The sequence below is a fragment of the Providencia sneebia DSM 19967 genome (genome assembly GCF_000314895.2).
GTDB lineage: Bacteria > Pseudomonadota > Gammaproteobacteria > Enterobacterales > Enterobacteriaceae > Providencia > Providencia sneebia.
In genome coordinates, this window is record NZ_CM001773.1 from 3,814,653 (window position 1) to 3,835,860 (window position 21,208).

The 21,208-nt window shown below is 36.0% G+C and carries 18 protein-coding genes; 6 read left to right on the forward strand and 12 right to left on the reverse strand.

The window, feature by feature from the left end; all coding sequences use genetic code 11:
- Positions 1 to 87 precede the first annotated feature (87 nt).
- From OO7_RS15800 to OO7_RS15810, 3 genes are all read left to right on the forward strand, one after another.
- Positions 88 to 2,100: a TonB-dependent receptor plug domain-containing protein gene (locus tag OO7_RS15800; protein WP_008916941.1), complete on the forward strand. Its 2,013-nt coding sequence runs from the start codon at positions 88 to 90 to the stop codon at positions 2,098 to 2,100.
- 458 nt (positions 2,101 to 2,558) lie between these two features.
- On the forward strand, positions 2,559 to 3,509 hold the full coding sequence (locus OO7_RS15805) for a winged helix-turn-helix domain-containing protein (RefSeq protein ID WP_008916942.1): 951 nt from the start codon (positions 2,559 to 2,561) through the stop codon (positions 3,507 to 3,509).
- The gene (locus OO7_RS15810) at positions 3,510 to 3,992 is read left to right on the forward strand and encodes a FidL-like protein (RefSeq protein ID WP_008916943.1); all 483 of its coding nucleotides are present in this window, start codon (positions 3,510 to 3,512) and stop codon (positions 3,990 to 3,992) included. It abuts the gene before it with no gap.
- Positions 3,993 to 4,110: 118 nt separating this feature from the next.
- Here the strand turns inward: OO7_RS15810 and OO7_RS15815 are convergent, their stop codons facing one another.
- From OO7_RS15815 to OO7_RS15845, 7 genes are all read right to left on the reverse strand, one after another.
- A complete protein-coding gene (locus OO7_RS15815; RefSeq protein ID WP_008916944.1) occupies positions 4,111 to 4,962 on the reverse strand; it encodes an MrpH family fimbial adhesin in 852 nt (283 codons plus the stop codon).
- Positions 4,963 to 5,022: 60 nt separating this feature from the next.
- Positions 5,023 to 5,556 (reverse strand): fimbrial protein, encoded by a 534-nt coding sequence (locus tag OO7_RS15820; protein ID WP_008916945.1) that lies wholly within the window; start codon positions 5,554 to 5,556, stop codon positions 5,023 to 5,025.
- Positions 5,556 to 6,050, reverse strand: coding sequence for a fimbrial protein (locus OO7_RS15825; protein WP_008916946.1), 495 nt, complete (start codon positions 6,048 to 6,050; stop codon positions 5,556 to 5,558). Before OO7_RS15825 ends, OO7_RS15820 begins: the two co-directional genes overlap by 1 nt.
- Positions 6,051 to 6,064: 14 nt before the next feature.
- Positions 6,065 to 6,559 (reverse strand): fimbrial protein, encoded by a 495-nt coding sequence (locus tag OO7_RS15830; protein WP_043892745.1) that lies wholly within the window; start codon positions 6,557 to 6,559, stop codon positions 6,065 to 6,067.
- Positions 6,560 to 6,571: 12 nt separating this feature from the next.
- Positions 6,572 to 7,309, reverse strand: a complete 738-nt coding sequence (locus OO7_RS15835; RefSeq protein WP_008916948.1) for a fimbria/pilus periplasmic chaperone — start codon at positions 7,307 to 7,309, stop codon at positions 6,572 to 6,574.
- Between the two features lie 33 nt (positions 7,310 to 7,342).
- On the reverse strand, positions 7,343 to 9,835 hold the full coding sequence (locus OO7_RS15840) for a fimbria/pilus outer membrane usher protein (RefSeq protein ID WP_008916949.1): 2,493 nt from the start codon (positions 9,833 to 9,835) through the stop codon (positions 7,343 to 7,345).
- Between the two features lie 95 nt (positions 9,836 to 9,930).
- Positions 9,931 to 10,551, reverse strand: coding sequence for a fimbrial protein (locus tag OO7_RS15845; RefSeq protein ID WP_008916950.1), 621 nt, complete (start codon positions 10,549 to 10,551; stop codon positions 9,931 to 9,933).
- Between the two features lie 1,104 nt (positions 10,552 to 11,655).
- Here OO7_RS15845 and zur point away from each other — a divergent pair.
- Positions 11,656 to 12,171 (forward strand): zinc uptake transcriptional repressor Zur, encoded by a 516-nt coding sequence (zur, locus tag OO7_RS15850; protein WP_008916951.1) that lies wholly within the window; start codon positions 11,656 to 11,658, stop codon positions 12,169 to 12,171.
- Between the two features lie 235 nt (positions 12,172 to 12,406).
- On the opposite strand, the gene lexA is transcribed toward zur, so the two are convergent.
- Both lexA and OO7_RS15860 read right to left on the reverse strand, forming a co-directional pair.
- Positions 12,407 to 13,024: a transcriptional repressor LexA gene (lexA, locus tag OO7_RS15855; protein ID WP_008916952.1), complete on the reverse strand. Its 618-nt coding sequence runs from the start codon at positions 13,022 to 13,024 to the stop codon at positions 12,407 to 12,409.
- Between the two features lie 104 nt (positions 13,025 to 13,128).
- Complete coding sequence (locus tag OO7_RS15860; RefSeq protein ID WP_008916953.1) at positions 13,129 to 13,503, reverse strand: diacylglycerol kinase; 375 nt, start codon at positions 13,501 to 13,503, stop codon at positions 13,129 to 13,131.
- A 126-nt stretch (positions 13,504 to 13,629) separates the two neighbouring features.
- Here OO7_RS15860 and plsB point away from each other — a divergent pair, with 126 nt between their 5' ends.
- The gene (gene plsB, locus OO7_RS15865; protein WP_008916954.1) at positions 13,630 to 16,116 is read left to right on the forward strand and encodes a glycerol-3-phosphate 1-O-acyltransferase PlsB; all 2,487 of its coding nucleotides are present in this window, start codon (positions 13,630 to 13,632) and stop codon (positions 16,114 to 16,116) included.
- Positions 16,117 to 16,218: 102 nt separating this feature from the next.
- On the opposite strand, the gene ubiA is transcribed toward plsB, so the two are convergent.
- From ubiA to pgi, 3 genes are all read right to left on the reverse strand, one after another.
- Positions 16,219 to 17,073 (reverse strand): 4-hydroxybenzoate octaprenyltransferase, encoded by an 855-nt coding sequence (ubiA, locus tag OO7_RS15870; RefSeq protein ID WP_043892746.1) that lies wholly within the window; start codon positions 17,071 to 17,073, stop codon positions 16,219 to 16,221.
- Positions 17,074 to 17,106: 33 nt separating this feature from the next.
- Complete coding sequence (ubiC, locus tag OO7_RS15875) at positions 17,107 to 17,613, reverse strand: chorismate lyase (protein ID WP_008916956.1); 507 nt, start codon at positions 17,611 to 17,613, stop codon at positions 17,107 to 17,109.
- Between the two features lie 238 nt (positions 17,614 to 17,851).
- Positions 17,852 to 19,498 carry a glucose-6-phosphate isomerase gene (gene pgi / locus OO7_RS15880; protein WP_008916957.1) on the reverse strand — a complete coding sequence of 549 codons (1,647 nt, stop codon included), beginning with the start codon at positions 19,496 to 19,498 and terminating at the stop codon, positions 17,852 to 17,854.
- Positions 19,499 to 19,783: 285 nt separating this feature from the next.
- Between pgi and lysC the strand changes: the two genes are divergently transcribed.
- Positions 19,784 to 21,160 (forward strand): lysine-sensitive aspartokinase 3, encoded by a 1,377-nt coding sequence (lysC, locus tag OO7_RS15885; protein WP_008916958.1) that lies wholly within the window; start codon positions 19,784 to 19,786, stop codon positions 21,158 to 21,160.
- The last annotated feature ends 48 nt before the right edge of the window (positions 21,161 to 21,208 follow it).

A 21,208-nucleotide genomic window follows, 5' to 3' on the forward strand; every position in this document is an offset into this window, starting at 1 on the left:
GCTTTATTGCGCTGGTGGAGTTCCTGATTTATATAACGACATCTATCGATATATAAAAAATAATATAACGAATGACTGGAATTTAAAATGAAAATAAAACAAATAACCTATTTGGTTGGGATGGCTTTATTTACCACACATAGCTTTGCCACCACCACAGAAGAAGATAAAACCAATAAAGACGTCATGATGGTTTGGAGCACCCCGCTTGCTGCTGACGAAAACATCATCACTCAATCGCAAATGAAGCAGCTCAATAAAACGAATGTTGCTCAAGCACTAAGCACAATGCCTGGGGTAGTGATCCAAAAATCAGGTAACCGCAATGAAACGCAAGTTAATGTGCGTGGCTTTGATAGCCGACAAGTTCCAATCTTCTTTGATGGCATTCCAACTTATGTTCCCTATGATGGCACACTTGACCTTGGGCGCTTTATGACAAGCGAGCTATCGAGTGTTGAGCTATCAACAGGTTACACATCATTATTGCAAGGCCCTAACTTAATGGGTGGCGCAATTAACTTAACCACTGCTACGCCTAAAAAACCATTAGAAGCAGATATCAGCTTAAATCAAGGTTTTGCGCGCGGTGCAGATAATGCCCATAACATTAGCGCTAGATTAGGTGGTAGAAATGACCTTGGCTTTATTCAAGTCAGTGGAAGTCAATATAAACAACGTTTCATGGGGTTACCTGACTCAGCGGATAATAACCCATTAGCAGGTAGCCATGGACGCCGTACAAATTCAGCAACAGATGATAAACGCCTAATGCTCAAAATGGGCTGGACGCCACGTGAAGCCGATGAATATGTAGTGACTTATTTAAAGCAAGATGGTGATAAAAATAGTGCGCCTAGTGCTGATAATAAAAAGCAACAAATTTGGCAGTGGCCAGAATATGACAAAGAAAGTTACTACTTTAATGGTACAACACAGATCACTAACGATATAGCACTACAAAGCCGCCTATATCACGATAAATTTATTAATACATTACACCAATATAAATCTGTTCAGGATTATAAAGACGGCAAATTTAACTACAGCCATTATGATGATTACAGTAATGGCGCAGATATGCGTGTTGACTTTACACTCCGAGAACTGGATATGTTGTCCTTTGCCGCTCACTGGAAGGAAGATGTTCACCGTGCGCGCAGTAACAAATCTGTTCCTTATGGTCGCTATAAAGATCAAACTTGGTCAGTCGCAACTGAATACCAATGGGTTGCAACGAATAACCTCGATATTATTGGCGGTATTGGTTATGACTGGCGCAATAGTGATGATGGCAAACGTTATCTATACAACAAAAAAAATGTTGTTACCGGCATTGAAACCTATGACGATAATAGCCAACATGCATTTAATTGGGAACTGATGGCACGCTACCACCTAGAAAATAGTGACACCATTCAATTCTCCGTTTCTGATAGAAGCCGCTTCCCAACTCAAAAAGAGCGCTATACCAAAAATAAAATGAAAAATAATGATAGCTTTATCATTAACCCTCATTTAGATGCAGAACACGCCCTGACCTTCGATCTCACTTATAAAGGGATGATAACGCCTGATTGGTCATACAATGCTAGCGCTTATTATAATCATGTTTCTGATGCCATTATGGCGCATTATATGGGGTATAACGCTGCTGAAGATTCTGATGTTTACCAAAACCGTAATAGCGGTAAAGTGAATTATGCTGGGATTGATTTAGGAACAAATGGCACAATAACTGATTGGATGGCAGTAGGATTAAGCTATAGTTATATTCACGCTGACCCTAAACATAAGAGCGTACGCCATGTGGCAGAATTACCAACAAATAAAGCTTTTGCTTGGGTTAAATTTACGCCTTATGAACCACTTAATATAACGATTACTGAAGAAGCTAGAAATTGGGGTTATAACAATATTGAAAGCAATGAAAAAGTCAGTGGTTTCGCTAAAACAGACCTACGTTTAGATTATAATTTAGGCCATGGTGTTTCTATTAATACCTCTATTAATAACTTATTTGATAAATCATATCAATATACTGCGGGTTATATTGAAGAAGGCCGTAATTATTGGTTAGGTATCGATTATAAATATTAATTGCTACTAAATAGGTAAGGGAGCTCCCTTACCTATTATTATTCATTCATTTTTATATTAATAATTATTAGTAAAGCAGTAAATTATTTATTAGGATTTTTCTCAATATTTATCATTATTTAACAACAAAATCATCACAAAGCAAAAAAATCAGAATTTTATTTCTTTTTTAAAACAAAATACAGTAAAATAAAGATTGACAATCTAAATAATTATTAATAATAAAATATTAATCTATAATATTGTTCAGAACAATATATTTGAGACCAACCATCAAAAAAGCTCATCCCACAATACTTGAAGTTAATGCAAACCCTATTTAAACTATATGAATTATAAATACTTATAAAAATATACAACATTTTACATATATTAATGTTTATCAATATTTCCCTTTACACTCTAATCACATTGATTCTTCTATAATTATTTAAGAAATAAAGAGAGCACCAGTGTCCATGATAAAACATAAGAATTACCTTATTAATAATAAATTTGTATTTGAGATAAATAAGAGCCTTATTATTTTAAAAGATAATACGGACAAATTTGTTGAATTATCAAAACCTGCATCTCGATTACTTAAGGAAATTATTCTTTTAAACCAACAATCTAGAATAGCAACCCGTGAAGAATTACTTTCCAAAGTATGGGAACAATATGGTCTTGTTAGCTCTAATAATAACCTAAGCACCTATATTAGTGAGATTAGAAAGAAATTAAAAAAAATAGGGATAAATCCTAAATCAATAATTACAATACCCAAAAGAGGTTTCCGTTTCGAAGGTGAAGTCGAAGAAATAATACCTGAGGAAATTAACACATTAACAACACATCAGGAAATTATCATACGTGGTGATAATGAACCAAGAACAGAAGAAATAAATAATACCTCTTCTCCTTTAAATATCATCAATTCAGATAACCAATCTACTCGTTTAGATGAAGATGTGAACTATTATACACCTGGACCTAACAATCCATTATTAGCACTAGCAAATATTGAAAAGCCAACAACACCTGTAATTAAGAAGAATAAAAAAGTAAAAAATATCTATATTTTATTATCCACCGCTATGCTATTTATCATTTTATTAACACTATTTTTTCATTTCATGAAGTTTTCCGGTGATAATATGGAAATAAAAAATTATATCACTGCCAGTGAACGTGATCAGTGTATTATTCAAGTGCCAGCAACATTACTTGATAAAACAATCAGTGAAAACATTAATATAATAAATAAAAAGCTCGATAAATATAATGTTTCTTGTGATGAACCAAAACGTGTCGTGTTACTTTCAGACCCAAGCATTGCACCAGATAATGACAAAAATATTTCGCTTAGTATCTGTAAAGACAAAAATGATAAATATGACTGTATTTCAATTAATGATCAGAGAATTTAAATGAAAAAGTATCTTATTTCCTTCTTAGTAATTTCTTTTATAGCCCTAATAACTATCATAGCCACCATAAATTATAAGAATAATAAATTTAATATTTGTCATTCAGATATTTTATGGATTAAAGAGAATGGAACGTCTGATGGGATAGTAATGAAATCAAGAGTAAGCTTGCTTATTTCCAATGATTATACAGGAAGAATGAATATATATGGTTACATTAAAGAAAATAATGTTTTTTATCGCCTTGATAGAGCCGTGTATTTCACTTATCAAGCTATAGATAATAAGAATAATTATTCTATTCATTTTAACTCATTATCAGTCAGTGCTGCGGATAGTACACCACAAAAACTTTTTGCAAATTTTATTCAGCTAGAAGAGGATAAAATCAACTATTATATTAATGTGACAAAAATGAATGATAATATTTATATTGTTAAGGACGAAGCTTATTCCTCATTCACTTGCTATTCGGACAAATAAAAAGGCCTACCAACAAGAATGTTAGGTAGGCAATACCGTCAACGTGGTAAAAATGATGAATACAAAATCGAATAAAATTCGATAAATTCCAATAAATCTCTCATAACATTACTAATAATTATGGCACAGCCATTACTAGTGTAGTGCGCCCATTAAAACGTCCTAGTGTAACAGAACCCGTTGTGCGTAATGTTGATTCAACTTTCACTGTAACTGGTCTATTAGCCGGAATTGAAAGTACAATCCCAGAATTTGCCGCTTGGCCATTCAGCGTAACTTGTGATGTTATTTCGCCATTCGCTCGTAAATTAAGATACGGTCTTTGCATATCAGAAATAAGCTTCACAGCCATACTTTGGTTACAAATAAGGTCAAATGTATCAGACTTCTTATTACCATTAATTTCATCAGGACTAAGAGTGCCATGATCTAATGTTACAGAAGTTCTACCATTATAAGAGAAATAACATTTACCCGCAGGTGGTGGTGCTATTCCACAAATTCCGCCTGGCAATAAATACGAAGAGCCACCTGTATTTGATTTACCTAAGAAGAAACCGATACATTCCTCAGTTTTAATAGAACCACTATGTACACTATAACCTGAACGCGGAAGTGATAATCCGCACCGATTCATCGCAACATCACGTATCTCATTTAATGTTCTATAACCAGCAAGATTAACTGCACATTTCCAATCTTTTCGACTATCAACCCCCCCTTTATTTGGAAGTTCATGATAGTGGTTAATACTGATATAACAATTTTTCAGGCCGTCTTTTCCTAATACTAAAGCACAAGGATTAGGTTCATTCGCACGATCCATCTCCCAATATTGCATGACAAAATCATATCGGGTTTTATTGCTACTCGGCTTAGTCACATCTGTAATGTATGAAAAATAGGTCGATGCGTAGCTTGAAGATATAAACGTAAAAAATAATGCTGACATTAACAGTTTTTTATTCATTATTTTTCCTAAAATTTAGTCCACTATTTTGATAGTGCTGAATGTTATTGGCTTGATTATTTATTCATACTCGAATAAAAACGTTGCCGTAGCGGTAAAACGCCCATGACGAATAGTTCTATTTGCGATACCGTTATCTGACGCCTTTAAAAAAGTATAAAACTTCAATTCATTGCGTCCTTCTTGTTTCAGCGGGATCAAATTAGATAATGTATTTAACTCTACTGGAGTTCCGTCATAATACTCAAAGCCGATACCTAAATCAGGGTTAGCTGAAGCATCATTAAAGCCTAAAAAACCCGGTATATTATTATTTTGTGTTCCTAAGAATTTGACTTTGACTTTACTCGCGAGCGATAAATCGCAATCCGATAAGACCAACTTAACCTCTTTTTTCTTAAATTCGAAGTTACGTTCATAGATATCTAATAATCTTATTTCACCAAAATCTATAAATAATTCTTTATCTGATGGGTTTATGGTGCAAGGCTCATTCACTAGAGAACCATAAACTTTCATATTATTAGCCAAAGATAATGACGACCAAAAACTGAACACAGATAAAAATAATAGTAGTACTGTTTTATAGTTCATTACTGGTACTCCACAACGATTGTACCGTAAGCGGCAAAATCACCAGTAGGCAACTCTGCATTTCCATTTTTAACGAGCACAGCCCATAATGTTCCGGGGGATTTAGGGTCTATTAAATACTTTTTATCTAATTCTAACTCTTTATCACCTAATTGAAATTTAACGGCTAGATTATTAATTCCAGAGTTTAACCCATTAAGATCAAAAGAACTTTTTGCTCCACTAATCGTAAGATATGTAGCCCAATTATTCTTATTCTCTTCACAGTGAAACTGGTAATTAACTTCTCTTTTTTGCTCTTTCCCTTGAATTGATTTTATCGGCACATTACCAAAAGGAACTTCAATATCCTTACCATCATTAATTTTACAAGGAGGAGGCGTTATTAAATTTCCTGTGATAACTATGTCTGCCTCATTATCTTTAGCTGCTGACGGTAACGTGGCGAACATACCAATAAAAGAGACACAAATTAACGGGGATATATATCGCATTTTGTTGCCTTTCCTTATTGATACGAAACTTTAAGTGTTGCATTAGCAGTAAATTTACGTGCAGGAAGTTCAGTATCTTTATTTTTAACTAATACGGCCGATATTTCAGGTTTTGGACTAAAAGTAAATGGGCGTTTAGTTCTAATTGGGAAATCTTGTGTCCCAAATTTAAATAAAACGCCAAGTCCAGTAACATCTGTTTTTAACAGTTTCTGATCAAAATCAGAAGATACACCATCCACAAGAATATTGAGGCTAGGCATAGTCGATTGACCATCACAAGTTACTGTATATTCGACCAGTTTTTTATAATATTCACCTTGAATACGAGTTGTTAATACGTCTCCAAAGTCAATTTCAATGAGTCGTCCATTATTCACCGAACACGGCTTCCCCACTACCTCCCCTTTAATATCTATATAGAGAAAGCCCGAAAAACTCAGAGCAGGAGGCACACTAAAAATAAATATTAGTGAGAGAAGCTTAGTTAAATATTTAATAGACACCATAATATTGTGACCTTATTTTTTAGGTACCACTGAACATTGATTTGCATGACAAGTAAAATTCAAATCAACAGGGCCACCAAAATCATTAAGATAAACAAGAGTTGGGGATGTCCCAAGATTCCCAATAGCTTTACCTAAAGATTCTTGTCCAAAAGGTGCGATCATCATTGGCTCAAAATTTGCCACTTCAAGATCACCTTGTTTAACCTTAGTTAGCGATATAAAGAAAGGTGATGGATTTTTTACAATATAATTACCACCTTGATTTAATATCTTAATTTCATTTTGCTGAGGAATAGATTCCATTCTCTCTTTTTGTTTTAAAGCTTTTGGACGATAAAAAATCTTTATTTTTGTCTGTAACGCAATTTGTAAAACATTCGGCTTATCACTGCGGGGTGGTATTTCACGCACATTCAGGTAATAAACACTTTCACGATCATTTGGAAGTTGTAGCGCTGCGGGAAGCCCTTGGATCTTAATTTGGCTTTTAGAATCCGCTTCTATTCTATGCACTGGTGGGGTAACCAAAAATGGAGAATTAACTTTCACATCATTTTGATCTTCTATCCAAGCTTGAGCCAAATAAGGATTATTTTTATTCTCATTGCTTAACGTCATACTCACTGATTTATCACCTTCGTTATAAATAACTCGGGTTCTATCTAAAGCAATTGCTGAATAAGCAAATTGAGATATTAATGCAGCACTTACAATTGTTGCTATTGAGACTGTTTTTAATAGTTTCATAACTTTCACCGTTGACATTTCATAAATTTATAATTATTTACATGGTAGTAATATAGTATCTACCAAGCTATCATCTATTTTGGCTGGTAATTTAATATGGCACGAATCCCCATCACCCCAAATAACTTTTAAATCATCATTTGGGTTCACACCAGCTAAATAAACAAAACCTTTATCAGAAACTATACCGACTTCATTTTTGTCTTTACTTAATACTGATGATCCGATTGGAGGTACACTATTATCTGCTAATGTAATAGTGCCTAATAATTTACCGCCTTCTATTATTTTAAACTTCCGATAACCAATAGCCCCTTCAGTTAAAGTTGCATATTGAGTTGACTGTAATGCTTCTGCATTATCAGGCAAATTTGCTAAATCAATTTTTAAGTTATTCCGCGTATAATCCATTACACTAGTGACAACTGCTTTACCATGTTTATTAGTTCTTATTGGGGTAATAGAGTTTTCTACAGGGATATCAGCAACGCCATTTGTATCAACTAAAATACGAGAACCGCCAGTCGTAGAATTATTACGGTGGAATGCACCACCTTCAGGCGTTACTGTTAATCCACCTTTTAATTGCATAGATAACGTTGTTTGATTACTTTCTATATAAGTACCACTTGCCACCATTTGAGTTGAATCACCATCATAGGTATATGAACCTGATGTAATTAATTTATTTCTGTCCCAATTACCTGCGGAGACTAAATAACTACTGCGGTTATCAATACGGCTATAATAATTTATATTATTATTATAATTACTATTTGCATAAGATCCGGAATAACTAATGCTAGAACCATTATTTTCTAATGGAACACTCACATTTAAATACATTCCATCATCTGTAGAATCTTGTGTTTTATTTCTATATGCAGTTAAGCTAACACTTATATTCTTAAGGTCAAAAGCATCAAAATAATTCGAAATCGTCATATTATATTGATTTGATGAAGAACGATTCCAATAAGTCTGATGAGAATAGTTTAAATACATATTGGCATTATAATCAGGGAAAGATGTACCAAATATAACGGTATATAATTCTTTACCGCTATCTACATCACCACCATTATATCGACGGTCAATAAATTGGTTCATACTCATAAAGTTTTTTTCTGAGAAACGATAACCAGCAAATGTAATCTGGCTATTTATTTCATCAAATTGTTTAGAATATGTCAGATTATAAGAGTTACCCGTTAAAGTACGGTTATCATCTAAATGCCCCATTTCAGCACGAGATATCGTAATGTTACCTGATAACACCCCAAATGGAGCAAGGTCACGACCTAAACCAAGAGCCAAACTTTGATATTCAGTTGAGCCGATAATACCGCCATATAGAGTGCTGTTGTTTGTTGCACCCCATGATAATGTACCTAGACTAAACACTGGACCTTGCGTTTTATGTTCATCTTTACTTGGTTTACCCATCACAAGTTTGTAAATGAGCTGCCCAGGTCTTGTTAAAGTACCTAATCGTGACGTTTCAACTTGATAATTTGTCGAGCTACCATCCTGTTCTTGGATGGTGACATCCATTGTACCGCCACCAAATGAGTTTACATCTTGAATACGGAATGGGCCTGGGCTCACTTCCGATTGATAGATAATCCGGCCATCTTGGCGAACAATAATCGTTGCGTTTGTTTTCGCTACACCTGCAATTTCAGGTGCATACCCTTGTAAAAGGGGTGGAAACATAGATTCATTTGTTTCCAAGCTGGCACCAAGAAAACGAAAGCTATCAAATATCGTTGATGAAAGGTATTGTTCACCAAACGTTAAGCGGGCGCTTAATGAACGTATTGCACGATAAGCATAAATCTGGTTCCATGCCCACGTTTCGCTACCTTTATTTAATTGCCCTCTTTGGGCTTGCCAATCCGCTCTAGCGCGCCATGGCCCGAGGTTAAATCCCATCGTACCAATTGCAGTCAATCCACCATTAGTACCTGAATCATCCCCTTTATTCTGGTCAACAACGCGTGCAGTTGTATTGTAGTCAATGAATCCACCGACAATACCATCATCCCAACGTGCTGGCGGATCCCAGTCAGGATCTTGATATTCCATATAAGCTTGTGGAATATTAATTTGTAATGTATTTTTGGCTAAATCACCTCTAACGCGCATATTTGGTATTGAGCGAATATCTAAACATTGACCATCTCGCAACCATTTAACTTTACTATCCCACTCTTTTCTCATTCCTAAATATTCAAATAGCTTTGGAGTAACACAAGCTAAAGATATTTTTTCATCATACTTAGGATTAAAAAATGTAATAGGTTGCTCAGCTGTGATTTTAACTTTATTCACTTCTAGCATTAATGAATATTCATCAGGAGGGAGGTAATCAGCATGAGAGAATTTACTGAAGTCAATATTTTCAGTACTACTTCCGTCTAAAAAATCGGTATTAAAATCAACTCCATCCTCTGAAAATGCAGCCACAGGCATCAGCATTAAAAGCATCAACTGAGTGATCAGATTTAATTTTATGCTTTTCATTAAATAGTGCCATCAGTAAAGGAAAATATAAAATGGGTTATGAAAACATATGGCGTATATACGCCATATGTTTTGCATATCGGGAAAATTAATTCTTATTGGTAGATAACTTTGAAGTTAGCTACTGTATCGAAACGACCAGTTGTTGCTTTCTTACCGTCTGCTTCGTTACCTTTAACATATGCGCCGAAGTGCATAGTTGTTCTTGAGCCGTCACCGCCATTTAATACATAGCCGTCACCAACACTTGGGAATGCTTTACCAAATACGATTGGTGTATTTGCACCATCAGTGATGACGATACCCGCGTTTTCTACTTTACCGCCTAAACCAAGTAACTCACCTGTGAAACCTGTGAAACCTGTGAAACCAGAAACTGTTGAACCAGTGAAGCTGATTTTTGCATTTTTGTAAGTTTCAATTGAGCAATTTTTCAAAACGATATCGAATTTTTCTTCATCTGAACGATATTTACCAGAAGTCAGTTCATTCAATGCGATTTCACCGAAGTTAACTGTTTGGTTCAGGTTATTATCATCGATAGAGCAAGGTACATCGTTAATATAGCCAAGGAAATGAATAGTACCTTGTGAGCTTTCAGCTGTTTTAGCTGGTGAAGTTGGAGTAGTGCCATCATCAGCAGCAAATGCTGGAGACATAGTTACACCCATGCTTAAACCTAATGCGAGACTCAATGCTAATTTATTAAATTTCATGACTCTATTACCTTTGATATAGTAGGAAGAAGTTCCTTTAACCTATTTCTTATTTCTCTATAAATAGATAAATATTTATCTGCTTATTTTCGAAACTTGAATTAATAATGGCTCCTTGCTTATTAATTCAATTGGTTTACAGAAACTTTTTAAATAAATTATTTCCATCCAATTTATTACATTTATAAAGCTACTGAACCTATAAATACCTATTCTGGCTCTATAAGTTAGGTACCTACATCACCATCATCACCACTAAACTATTCTTTGTAATGGCTCTGATTGATTTTTTCGGTGTAGCTCAATTTCTAAGAAAATTGATACACAACAAAAATGTCACTCAGGAGGTTGTGCAGATATTTTCTGCCAACAACTCTACCTCAACGATATTTTTTGTCAAAAAACACGTATTTTAATCATATGAAAAGAATTTAAATCTAATAAATTAAAAAAAGACAACTAATAATAAATTTTAAGTGTTAATTACATATATTAATAATGAGACTTAGAAAAATTTATATAAAAATGTAAATTTATATTTCACTTAAAGAGCGATTATTGCAAAATATTTTTAATTGTTGTTTTTTAAAAATATCTATAATTTAACTATAAATGATATCAAAATAGAAATTGATCATAATTTACAGATAAAAAACCTGTAAATAAAACCGATTATTGGATTTAAATCTAAGTAAAAATAATATGCTGAGATAATTCCTAATCAAATGATTGACAATTTGAAACATTTTATGATACTCTTAATATGATAATTTGTTTATTAAATGTTAATTATTACTGGAGTATTTAACATATCCCCCACGGTATTTAATCAATTTCAATTGAAAACTTAGGGTATATATTTTTTTATTATTAAATAACTTATTTTTTTATTCATTCTGTAAGAATTTTTTGTAAAAAAATCCTAATTAAAAATTGGTGTATACTTTTTTGTTAATAATCTTTTTATTTCATCTCATCATGGATTATTCAAAATGAATTACTATGTATATATCAACTTCCACAGCCCCTATCCCTTAAAAATTTATGGTAAACTTAGATGCATAACAGCTAACAGCGCTCAGCTTTGTATCGAGATCAATTACTATGAAAAAAATGAATGAAGAGAAACTGCTCAAAATGGCAGAACGAATTTGTGAATCTCGGGGAGTTAGATTGACATCGCAAAGGGAAACAGTATTAAGGTTAATTGCACAACAACACGGTGCTATCAGTGCTTACGATTTACTTGATTTACTCCGTGAAGTTGAACCTCAAGCTAAACCACCAACTGTATACCGTGCTTTAGAGTTTTTGATGGAGCAGTCTTTTATTCATAAAATCGAATCAACTAATAGCTATGTAATTTGTCATCATGTTGATAATCCAAGCCACATTTCTGTTATGTTAATCTGTGACCATTGCGGAAGTGTTGAAGAGAGTGATTGCAGTGCAATAGAAGAAGCGATTCTAGCACTAGCCAAAGAAAATTTATTTCAGCTACGCCATACTGTCGTTGAGAATCATGGTTTATGCCAAGCTTGCGGTGAGATAGCGGGTTGCCAAGATCATGAGCATTGCAGTCATAATCATAAACAACCTCTTACAATAAAGAAGAAATAGTTTGTTAATGGCTTACTTGTTAATAACTAAATAAGCTGAGTTAGCAAAAGCAATCAATTTAATGGAAAAACAAATTACTCGATGGGAGAAAAAGCTAATGTATAACAACAACATCACAGGCAGACTCCCAACACTATGTACTTCACTACAACATTAGGTAAGGTCTGCCAGCAATACTGTTATCAAACTACAATATTTATCAAGCTATTATATTCGTCAAACTACGATATTAAGATTAAGACCATTCACCGTTACGAATAACGCCAACGGCTAACCCTTCAATAGTAAAATTCTGCTGACGTAAATCAATAATAATGGGTGCAAATTCTGGATTTTCAGCAATTAATTCAACCCGATTACCTTGTTGCTTGAAGCGTTTAACGGTGACTTCATCTTCAATACGAGCAACAACAACTTGTCCATTATGAACGTCTTGTGTTTTATGCACAGCTAAAAGGTCGCCATCCATAATCCCAATATCTTTCATAGACATACCATTAACACGCAATAAAAAATCCGCATGAGGTTTAAATAATTGAGGATCAACCTGATAATGGCTTTCAATATGTTCTTGCGCCAATAATGGTTCACCCGCAGCAACACGGCCAATCAAAGGCAATCCCTGAGTTTCACTTTCTTCTTCAAGTAATAAGCGAATACCGCGCGAAGCACCAGAAACAATCTCAATAACCCCTTTTCGAGCTAACGCTTTCAGGTGTTCTTCTGCCGCATTAGGCGAACGAAAACCAAGGCTTGCTGCGATTTCAGCTCGTGTTGGTGGCATACCAGTTTGAGAAATGTGATCACGCACCAAATCATAAACCTGCTGTTGTCTAGCTGTCAGTGCTTTCATTTCGTTCCCCTGTTTGTTTATACAGTCAGACTGTGAGTATATACAGGTAAATGAAGATTTGAAACCTCTAAATCACTGAACTTGCTGATCCGTTAACTCAAACTCTAATTTATACAATAACGCTGCCATAAAACGATAACCCAAATAAATATTGCTAAACCTATCGTCAGAAATACTGCTGCGGAGCCAATATCTTTCGCACGGCCAGATAATTCATGATATTCACTGCCAATGCGGTCTACTACAGACTCGATTGCACTATTAATAAGTTCAACAATAGCAACAAGCACAACTGAGCTAATAAGTAATAACCTATCTATATAACTAACATCCAAATAAAATGCGATAATTACTGCAATAATAGCTGCAACAGATTCCTGCCTAAAAGCTGCCTCATGAACCCAAGCCGCCTTTAATCCTTTAAGAGAATACCCTGCCGCTTTTATAACGCGTGTAAATCCCTTAGTTTGGTTTGCCATATTTATTCCTTAAAAAATACAAACAATCATCATATTTTACGGTCAAAGTGAATTGTCAGTAACAGATTTGCCAGTTGATTTCTGGTATGCTTACGGAGCATTATTAACAAGAGGCTATAATCATTTATGTCACTTTGGCGTAAAATATATTACAACATGTTGAATTTACCACTAAAATTATTGGTAAAAAGTAAACTTATTCCAACAGATCCTATTTCAGAACTAGGGCTAGATACCAGTAGACCAACACTTTATGTGTTACCCTACCATTCTAAATCTGACCTTTTAACACTTCGTCAGCAATGTTTAGCTATCGGGCTTCCTGATCCTTTAGTCAATAATGACATCAATGGAACCCAGTTACCTGCTTATGTTTTTATTGATGATGGCCCACGTGTTTTTCGTTACTACTCACCAGATCCACGCAAAGAATCCGTAAAAACATTCCATGCTTATCTAGATTTACACCGCAGTAATCCTAATCTAGATATTCAAATGTTACCGGCCTCTGTTATGTTTGGTCGCTCACCAGGTCGTGAAGGACATACACCTGCACCACCATTAAGGCTACTTAATGGTATCCAAAAATTCTTTGCACTTCTTTGGCTAGGAAGAGATAGTTTTGTTCGCTTTTCCCCCATAGTTTCAATGGGAGTGATGGCACAAGAACACGGCACAGACACTATTATTGCCAATAAACTTGCCCGAGTTGCGCGTATTCACTATTCACGCCAGCGCCTTGCTGCTGTTGGCCCTAAACTACCCGTACGCCAAGAATTGTTCAATAAATTATTGACATCAAAAGCGATAGAAAAAGCGGTTGAAGATGAATCTCGTAGCAAAAAGATCCCATTAAAAAAAGCGCAACAAAATGCCGTCAATATGATGGAAGAAATTGCAGCCAATTTCTCCTATGAAGCTGTGCGCTTGACTGACCGTGTTCTTAGCTGGACATGGAACAGACTTTATCAAGGGATCAACGTCCAACACGCAGAAAGAGTGCGTCAATTAGCGCAAGATGGCCATGAAATTGTTTATGTTCCATCACATCGTAGCCATATGGATTACCTGTTACTTTCTTATGTGCTCTATCACCAAGGCCTAGTTCCCCCTCACATTGCAGCAGGGATAAATCTAAATTTCTGGCCTGCTGGCCCGATTTTCCGCCGACTTGGTGCATTTTTTATTCGTCGAACCTTTAAAGGCAATAAGCTCTATTCGACCGTTTTTCGTGAATATCTGAGCGAATTGTTTGCTCGTGGTTATTCTATTGAGTACTTTGTTGAGGGTGGACGTTCTCGTACAGGCCGCTTGCTTGATCCGAAAACAGGGACATTATCAATGACATTGCAAGCAATGCTACGAGGTGACTCCCGCCCAATTACAATTGTACCAATCTATATCGGCTATGAACATGTTATGGAAGTGGGTACTTACGCCAAAGAGTTGCGTGGAGCAGAAAAAGAAAAAGAAGGCTTTTTCTCCATGATCCGCGGTTTGCGTAAGTTACGCAACTTAGGTCAAGGTTATGTTAACTTTGGTCAGCCTATTTCTTTACCTCAGTATTTAAATAAGCATGTTCCTCAATGGCGTGAATCAATTGATCCAATAGAGCCACAGCGCCCTAGCTGGCTGAACCCAACCGTGAGCAGTCTAGCGGATAACATTATGGTGAACATTAATAATGCTGCTGCTGCAAACGCAATTAATTTATGTTCAACAGCACTCTTAGCATCACGCCAACGTGCCTTAACACGTGAGCAACTTATTGAACAGGTGGAGTGTTATTTACAACTGCTACGTAATGTTCCTTATACGGAAGATGCAACAACGCCTGACAAAACAGCAGAGCAGTTGTTAGAGCATGCATTACAGATGGATAAATTCGAAGTAGAAAAAGACAGCATGGGAGATATTATTATTCTCCCGCGTGAAAATGCAGTTTTAATGACTTATTATCGAAATAACATTCATCACTTATTAGTCCTACCGTCGTTAATTGCCTCGATCGTGCTTCATCATGAGTCGATTAGTCGTCAACAGATCCATGAACAAGTTGCACAAATCTATCCATTCCTTAAAGCTGAGCTGTTTATGCGCTTTGACAGTGAATCATTAACTGAAATGGTAGATACACTAATTGATGAGCTAAATCATCAAAAATTAGTGTGTTTAAAAGATGGCGAGATAGTGGCAATTAATTCACCTCGTATTCGGCCATTACAGCTTCTGGCGGCGGGCGTACGAGAAACCTTACAACGCTATGCAATTACTTTATCTTTGCTAAATACAATACCGGAAATTAGCCGTAATACGCTAGAAAAAGAGAGCCGCATGCTAGCGCAAAGGCTGTCAGTGCTCCACGGTATTAATGCACCTGAGTTTTTTGATAAAGCCGTGTTTTCTATCTTGGTCGAAACACTCAGAGAAGAAGGTTACATTGATAATGATGAAAACCATATTTTTACTGCTAATGCGAAAAAATTGTACAGCGTCATTTCTCGTTTAATGTCACCAGAAATTCGCTTAACAATAGAAAGTGTTAGCCTACCTGATGAAAGCTCAGACAAAATATTAACTGCTGAGTCAAATAACGAGAAATCAGATAAGTAATAATATCTTTCATGCTCTATCATAACAAAAAGGGTAATGCCAATTTAAGCATTACCCTTTTTTATCTTGCCTTGAAAAATATTTTACCAAGCTATCAAGCCATTAAAAATAGCTCAAAATAATGCCGATAAATAAAACAAGGCCGATATAATTATTATTCATAAATGCTTTGAAACATAAGGCTCTTTCTCTATTTACCATCAGCTTTTGTTGGTAAATAAACAGCATCGCAGATAAGATTAAAGCGATATAATAAATAATATCCAAACCAGCTAATGCCCCGATCCAAATCAGCAATCCAATCATCACGATTTGTAAAATACCAATAATCAGTTTGTCATATTCACCAAATAAAATAGCTGTCGATTTGACGCCAATTTTTAAATCATCATTGCGATCAACCATTGCATATTGGGTGTCATAAATCACAGACCATAAAATATTGACCAAAAATAATAACCAACATACAAAAGGTAACGATTCACTCACAGCAGAGAATCCCATTGGGATTGACCACCCAAAAGCAGCCCCTAAGACAACTTGAGGTAAATGGCTCACCCTTTTAACAAAAGGATAAATCCACGCTAAGGCAAGCCCAGCAATAGACAACCAAATTGTCATTGTATTAAGGGTTAAAACTAACAGAAAAGAGAGAAGTACTAGGCTTAAAAATAGTATTTTTGCTTCTTTTTCTGTCACATTTCCACTGGGCAGTGGTCGGTGTTTTGTCCGCTCGACATGGCCGTCAAAATGGCGATCTGCAAAATCATTAATGACACATCCTGCGGCTCTCATTAAAAAAACACCCGCAGTAAATACAATTAAAAGATGCCAACTTGGTACACCTTGACTGGCAATCCACAACGCCCAATAAGTTGGCCACAATAAGAGTAGCGACCCAATAGGTCTATCAATTCGCATCAAACGACTGTAAGCATGCCATTTACTTCGCGCCATACTTCCCTTCACTTGTCATGCTCCTTTTATTTTTTATCTTTTATATGCAGGTGATTCAGGTAAAAACAATTCAGTTAATAATAAAGGATTATTCGATAGCCTTAATCGCGAACGACGCAGCCATCGCTGCTCCTGTTGCCCAATATGAATATAATCACGAGTCAGATTATCATGACTAAATAGATAACGGCCTAAAGGCAGCGTACCAATATCGACAATTCTTTGGTCATCGCCACTCAATGTTTCTTGCGGAATTAGCGTTCGCCCTAGCAACCAAGGGATATTATCCCCATAGATAATCACTTCTCTTAGCCAATAACTTGAGCTTTCAGGTAAACATTGAGCTTCATCATCACTCAGCATGTTTCTGGAAACATATTTTTGCACATAAGGGGTGACAGTCAAAGACTGGCAATATTGTTCTAAGCGCTTTGTCATTGACCCGAGTTCTTGTAACCAACTTAACATATTTTCAGGAATAACATTATCAGTCTCTGATAACCATGTTATCGGGTGAGAGGTAAAAAGCGTATCATCCATCACTTATCATTCCAGCACTAAAGGTGTGGCTTATATCATTAGGTTTATATTATGAAGGATATCACGTTGTTTTATTGTCAGGTTAAAGTTAACTAACAAATTTGTTAAAATTGCTTGAAATCCACACTAAATAGTAAAAATTATTAGCCTGCATGATAAAAAAACGCCACCAGCAGGCTAATATCTAACGCAGTAAAGGAAATTAAAATTCCACTCACTGTGCCTTACTCACTAAAAATCAACGCCATGATTTATAAGTATTAATCAATCCATTGGTTGAACTATCATGACTGCTGATAGGATCATTATTTTCTAATTCTGGCAGAATGCGACTTGCCAATTGTTTTCCTAACTCAACGCCCCATTGATCAAATGAGAAGATGTTTAAGATAGCACCTTGAGTGAAGATTTTATGCTCATACATCGCAATCAATGCACCCAATGAATATGGTGTGATCTCTTTTAATAGAATGGAGTTTGTTGGGCGGTTGCCTTCAAATACTTTATAAGGCGCAACATATTCCATGTCCGCTGGGTTCTTACCTTGAGCGGCAAATTCTGCATCGACAACTTCACGTGTTTTACCAAATGCCAGAGCTTCAGTTTGCGCAAAGAAGTTAGAAAGTAGTTTTCCGTGATGGTCGCCAAGTGGGTTATGGGTCACTGCTGGTGCAATGAAATCACAAGGAACCATTTTAGTTCCCTGATGAATTAATTGATAAAATGCATGTTGCCCGTTAGTTCCCGGCTCGCCCCAAATGATTGGGCCCGTTTGATAAGAAACTTTTTGGCCATCGCGACCAATATATTTACCATTTGACTCCATATTGCCTTGTTGGAAATAAGCAGCAAAACGGTGCATATATTGGTCATAAGGTAAGATTGCTTCTGTTTCTGATTCAAAGAAATTGTTATACCAAATGCCGATTAAGGCGAGTAAGACAGGAATATTGTCTTCAAAAGCCGTTTGCGCAAAGTATTTATCCATCGCATGAGCACCTTCAAGAAGATGAACAAAGTTTTCATAACCAATAGATAAAACGATAGATAAACCAATGGCAGACCATAAAGAATAACGGCCACCGACCCAGTCCCAAAATTCAAACATATTGTCGGTATCAATACCAAACTTCTCAACTTGTTCCGCATTAGTAGATAAAGCAACAAAATGTTTCGCAACATGCTTTTCATCTTTTGCAGAAGCTAATAACCAATCACGCGCAGAGTGCGCATTCGTCATCGTTTCTTGCGTTGTGAATGTTTTAGATGCAATTAAAAATAGTGTCGTTTCTGGGTTTAAATCTTTTAATGTTTCGACAAGTTGAGTGCCATCCACATTAGAAACAAAATGCATATTTAAGTGATTTTTATAAGGACGCAATGCCTCTGTCACCATGAATGGACCTAAATCAGAACCACCAATACCGATATTCACGACATCAGTAATTGATTTACCTGTATAACCCTTCCATTCGCCGTTGATAATACGATCACTAAATTTATGCATTTTATCTAAAACAGCATTAACATCTGGCATGACATCTTTGCCATCAACATAAATTGGCGTGTTATCACGATTACGCAATGCAATATGCAAAACTGCACGATCTTCTGTTTTGTTTATTTTTTCACCGCTAAACATACTTTCAATCGCTGTTTTCAGCTCTGTCTCTTTTGCCAAGTCGAGAAGTTTGTTTAAGGTCTCTTCGGTGATACTGTTTTTTGAATAATCAACTAGGATTTGATCGTCGAATGTCGTAGAAAATTTGCTAAAACGGTCTTTATCTTGCTTAAATAAATCACGCATATGGACATCTTTCATTTGCGCAAAATGCTGTTCCAACGCCCGCCATGCTGCTGTTTGGCTTGGGTTAATATTTTTCATGGATAACACTCTCCAAAATATTTGAAATAAAAATGAGTTATAACCTGTAAAACAATTCTACTTATCCGTTTCTTGCGTCCGAATGATACCTATCATATTGGTCAATTCTCTCACATTTTTCCAGAGCTAAATCAAGCTATCGGGAAAAGCGATAATAAATCCGCCATCATTAGAATTACTGATTTATATAGATTCTTCATTGACGACACTCATTTAACCGGATATTTCTATAAATAAAATGATTCAGTATAGATAAAATTTAAATAATCAAAAGGGATTGATACCATGAATGCCGTAGCCTCTTCGTCAGAAAATAACTCGTTCGTTATTGCAAAATTCGGTGGCACCAGTGTTGCTAACTTTGAAGCAATGAATAAAAGTGCCGATATCGTCCTTTTGAATAACAATGTCCGTATGGTAGTTCTCTCTGCTTCCGCAGGTATTACCAATTTACTGATTGAACTGGCCGAAGGCTGTGATGCAGAGAAGCGCAATGAGTTACTGCAAAAAGTTCAAGATATTCAATATGCGATTATTGATAAGTTACAGCATGCGGACGTGATCCGCGAAGAAATTAATCGCTTATTAGAAAATATCGCACATTTAGCTGATTCAGCGTCACTGGCGACCTCTGATGCATTAACAGATGAAATGGTTAGCCATGGTGAATTGATGTCTACACTCTTATTTGTTGAAATACTCCGCCAGCGTGGAACAAACTCGCAATGGTTTGATGTCCGCAAGGTCATGAAAACTAACTCAACATTTGGTCGTGCAGAACCTGATTTATTACAACTAAAAGAGAGTGCGCAACAACTTTTACAAGCACGCTTGCAAGATACCCTAATTGTTACACAAGGTTTTATTGGCCAAGATAGCAAAGGCCGTACAACAACTTTAGGGCGTGGTGGCAGTGATTACACTGCGGCGTTGCTAGCTGAAGTCCTTGATTTATCTCGTGTTGATATTTGGACTGATGTCCCGGGTATTTATACCACAGATCCTCGCGTGGTGCCTGCTGCTCAACGTATTGATGAAATTGCCTTTGATGAAGCAGCTGAAATGGCGACATTTGGCGCGAAAATTTTGCATCCAGCCACCTTATTACCAGCAGTAAGAGCTGGAATTCCCGTATTTGTAGGCTCAAGCAAAGAACCTTCAGCGGGTGGAACATTGGTCTGTGATAAAACAACAAATCCCCCCCAATTTAGAGCGCTGGCACTACGCCGTAAACAAACACTGTTAACTCTGCATAGCCTAAAAATGCTACATGCACGTGGCTTTTTAGCGGAGATATTCACTATTTTGCTTCGCCATAATATTTCAGTGGATTTAATCACAACCTCTGAAGTTAGTGTCGCATTAACACTTGATACCACTGGCTCAACCGGAACAAATGGCAGCTTATTAACGAATGCACTAATGACTGAGCTATCTGCACTTTGTCGTGTAGAAGTGGAAGAAAACCTCGCATTGGTGGCTATCATCGGAAATGAGTTATCACAGGTAAATGGATTAGGCCGACAAATATTTGGCGTCTTGGAATCATTCAATATACGAATGATTAGCTATGGGGCGAGCAGCCATAATATCTGCCTGCTAGTACCCGGTAATGATGCTGAAGATATTGTTCGCACTCTACATTCAAATTTGTTTGAATAAACAATAAGTCGCGTTCTTACACTATCCCCAATCATTGGGGATAGTTGC

What these genes read in the sequence shown, in the direction of transcription:
- OO7_RS15800 (WP_008916941.1), top strand. Translation starts at nt 88, where the DNA reads ATGAAAATAAAACAAATAACCTATTTGGTTGGGATGGCTTTATTTACC.
- OO7_RS15805 (WP_008916942.1), top strand. Translation starts at nt 2,559, where the DNA reads ATGATAAAACATAAGAATTACCTTATTAATAATAAATTTGTATTTGAG.
- OO7_RS15810 (WP_008916943.1), top strand. Translation starts at nt 3,510, where the DNA reads ATGAAAAAGTATCTTATTTCCTTCTTAGTAATTTCTTTTATAGCCCTA.
- OO7_RS15815 (WP_008916944.1), bottom strand. Translation starts at nt 4,962, where the DNA reads ATGAATAAAAAACTGTTAATGTCAGCATTATTTTTTACGTTTATATCT.
- OO7_RS15820 (WP_008916945.1), bottom strand. Translation starts at nt 5,556, where the DNA reads ATGAACTATAAAACAGTACTACTATTATTTTTATCTGTGTTCAGTTTT.
- OO7_RS15825 (WP_008916946.1), bottom strand. Translation starts at nt 6,050, where the DNA reads ATGCGATATATATCCCCGTTAATTTGTGTCTCTTTTATTGGTATGTTC.
- OO7_RS15830 (WP_043892745.1), bottom strand. Translation starts at nt 6,559, where the DNA reads ATGGTGTCTATTAAATATTTAACTAAGCTTCTCTCACTAATATTTATT.
- OO7_RS15835 (WP_008916948.1), bottom strand. Translation starts at nt 7,309, where the DNA reads ATGAAACTATTAAAAACAGTCTCAATAGCAACAATTGTAAGTGCTGCA.
- OO7_RS15840 (WP_008916949.1), bottom strand. Translation starts at nt 9,835, where the DNA reads ATGAAAAGCATAAAATTAAATCTGATCACTCAGTTGATGCTTTTAATG.
- OO7_RS15845 (WP_008916950.1), bottom strand. Translation starts at nt 10,551, where the DNA reads ATGAAATTTAATAAATTAGCATTGAGTCTCGCATTAGGTTTAAGCATG.
- zur (WP_008916951.1), top strand. Translation starts at nt 11,656, where the DNA reads ATGAAAAAAATGAATGAAGAGAAACTGCTCAAAATGGCAGAACGAATT.
- lexA (WP_008916952.1), bottom strand. Translation starts at nt 13,024, where the DNA reads ATGAAAGCACTGACAGCTAGACAACAGCAGGTTTATGATTTGGTGCGT.
- OO7_RS15860 (WP_008916953.1), bottom strand. Translation starts at nt 13,503, where the DNA reads ATGGCAAACCAAACTAAGGGATTTACACGCGTTATAAAAGCGGCAGGG.
- plsB (WP_008916954.1), top strand. Translation starts at nt 13,630, where the DNA reads ATGTCACTTTGGCGTAAAATATATTACAACATGTTGAATTTACCACTA.
- ubiA (WP_043892746.1), bottom strand. Translation starts at nt 17,073, where the DNA reads ATGGCGCGAAGTAAATGGCATGCTTACAGTCGTTTGATGCGAATTGAT.
- ubiC (WP_008916956.1), bottom strand. Translation starts at nt 17,613, where the DNA reads ATGGATGATACGCTTTTTACCTCTCACCCGATAACATGGTTATCAGAG.
- pgi (WP_008916957.1), bottom strand. Translation starts at nt 19,498, where the DNA reads ATGAAAAATATTAACCCAAGCCAAACAGCAGCATGGCGGGCGTTGGAA.
- lysC (WP_008916958.1), top strand. Translation starts at nt 19,784, where the DNA reads ATGAATGCCGTAGCCTCTTCGTCAGAAAATAACTCGTTCGTTATTGCA.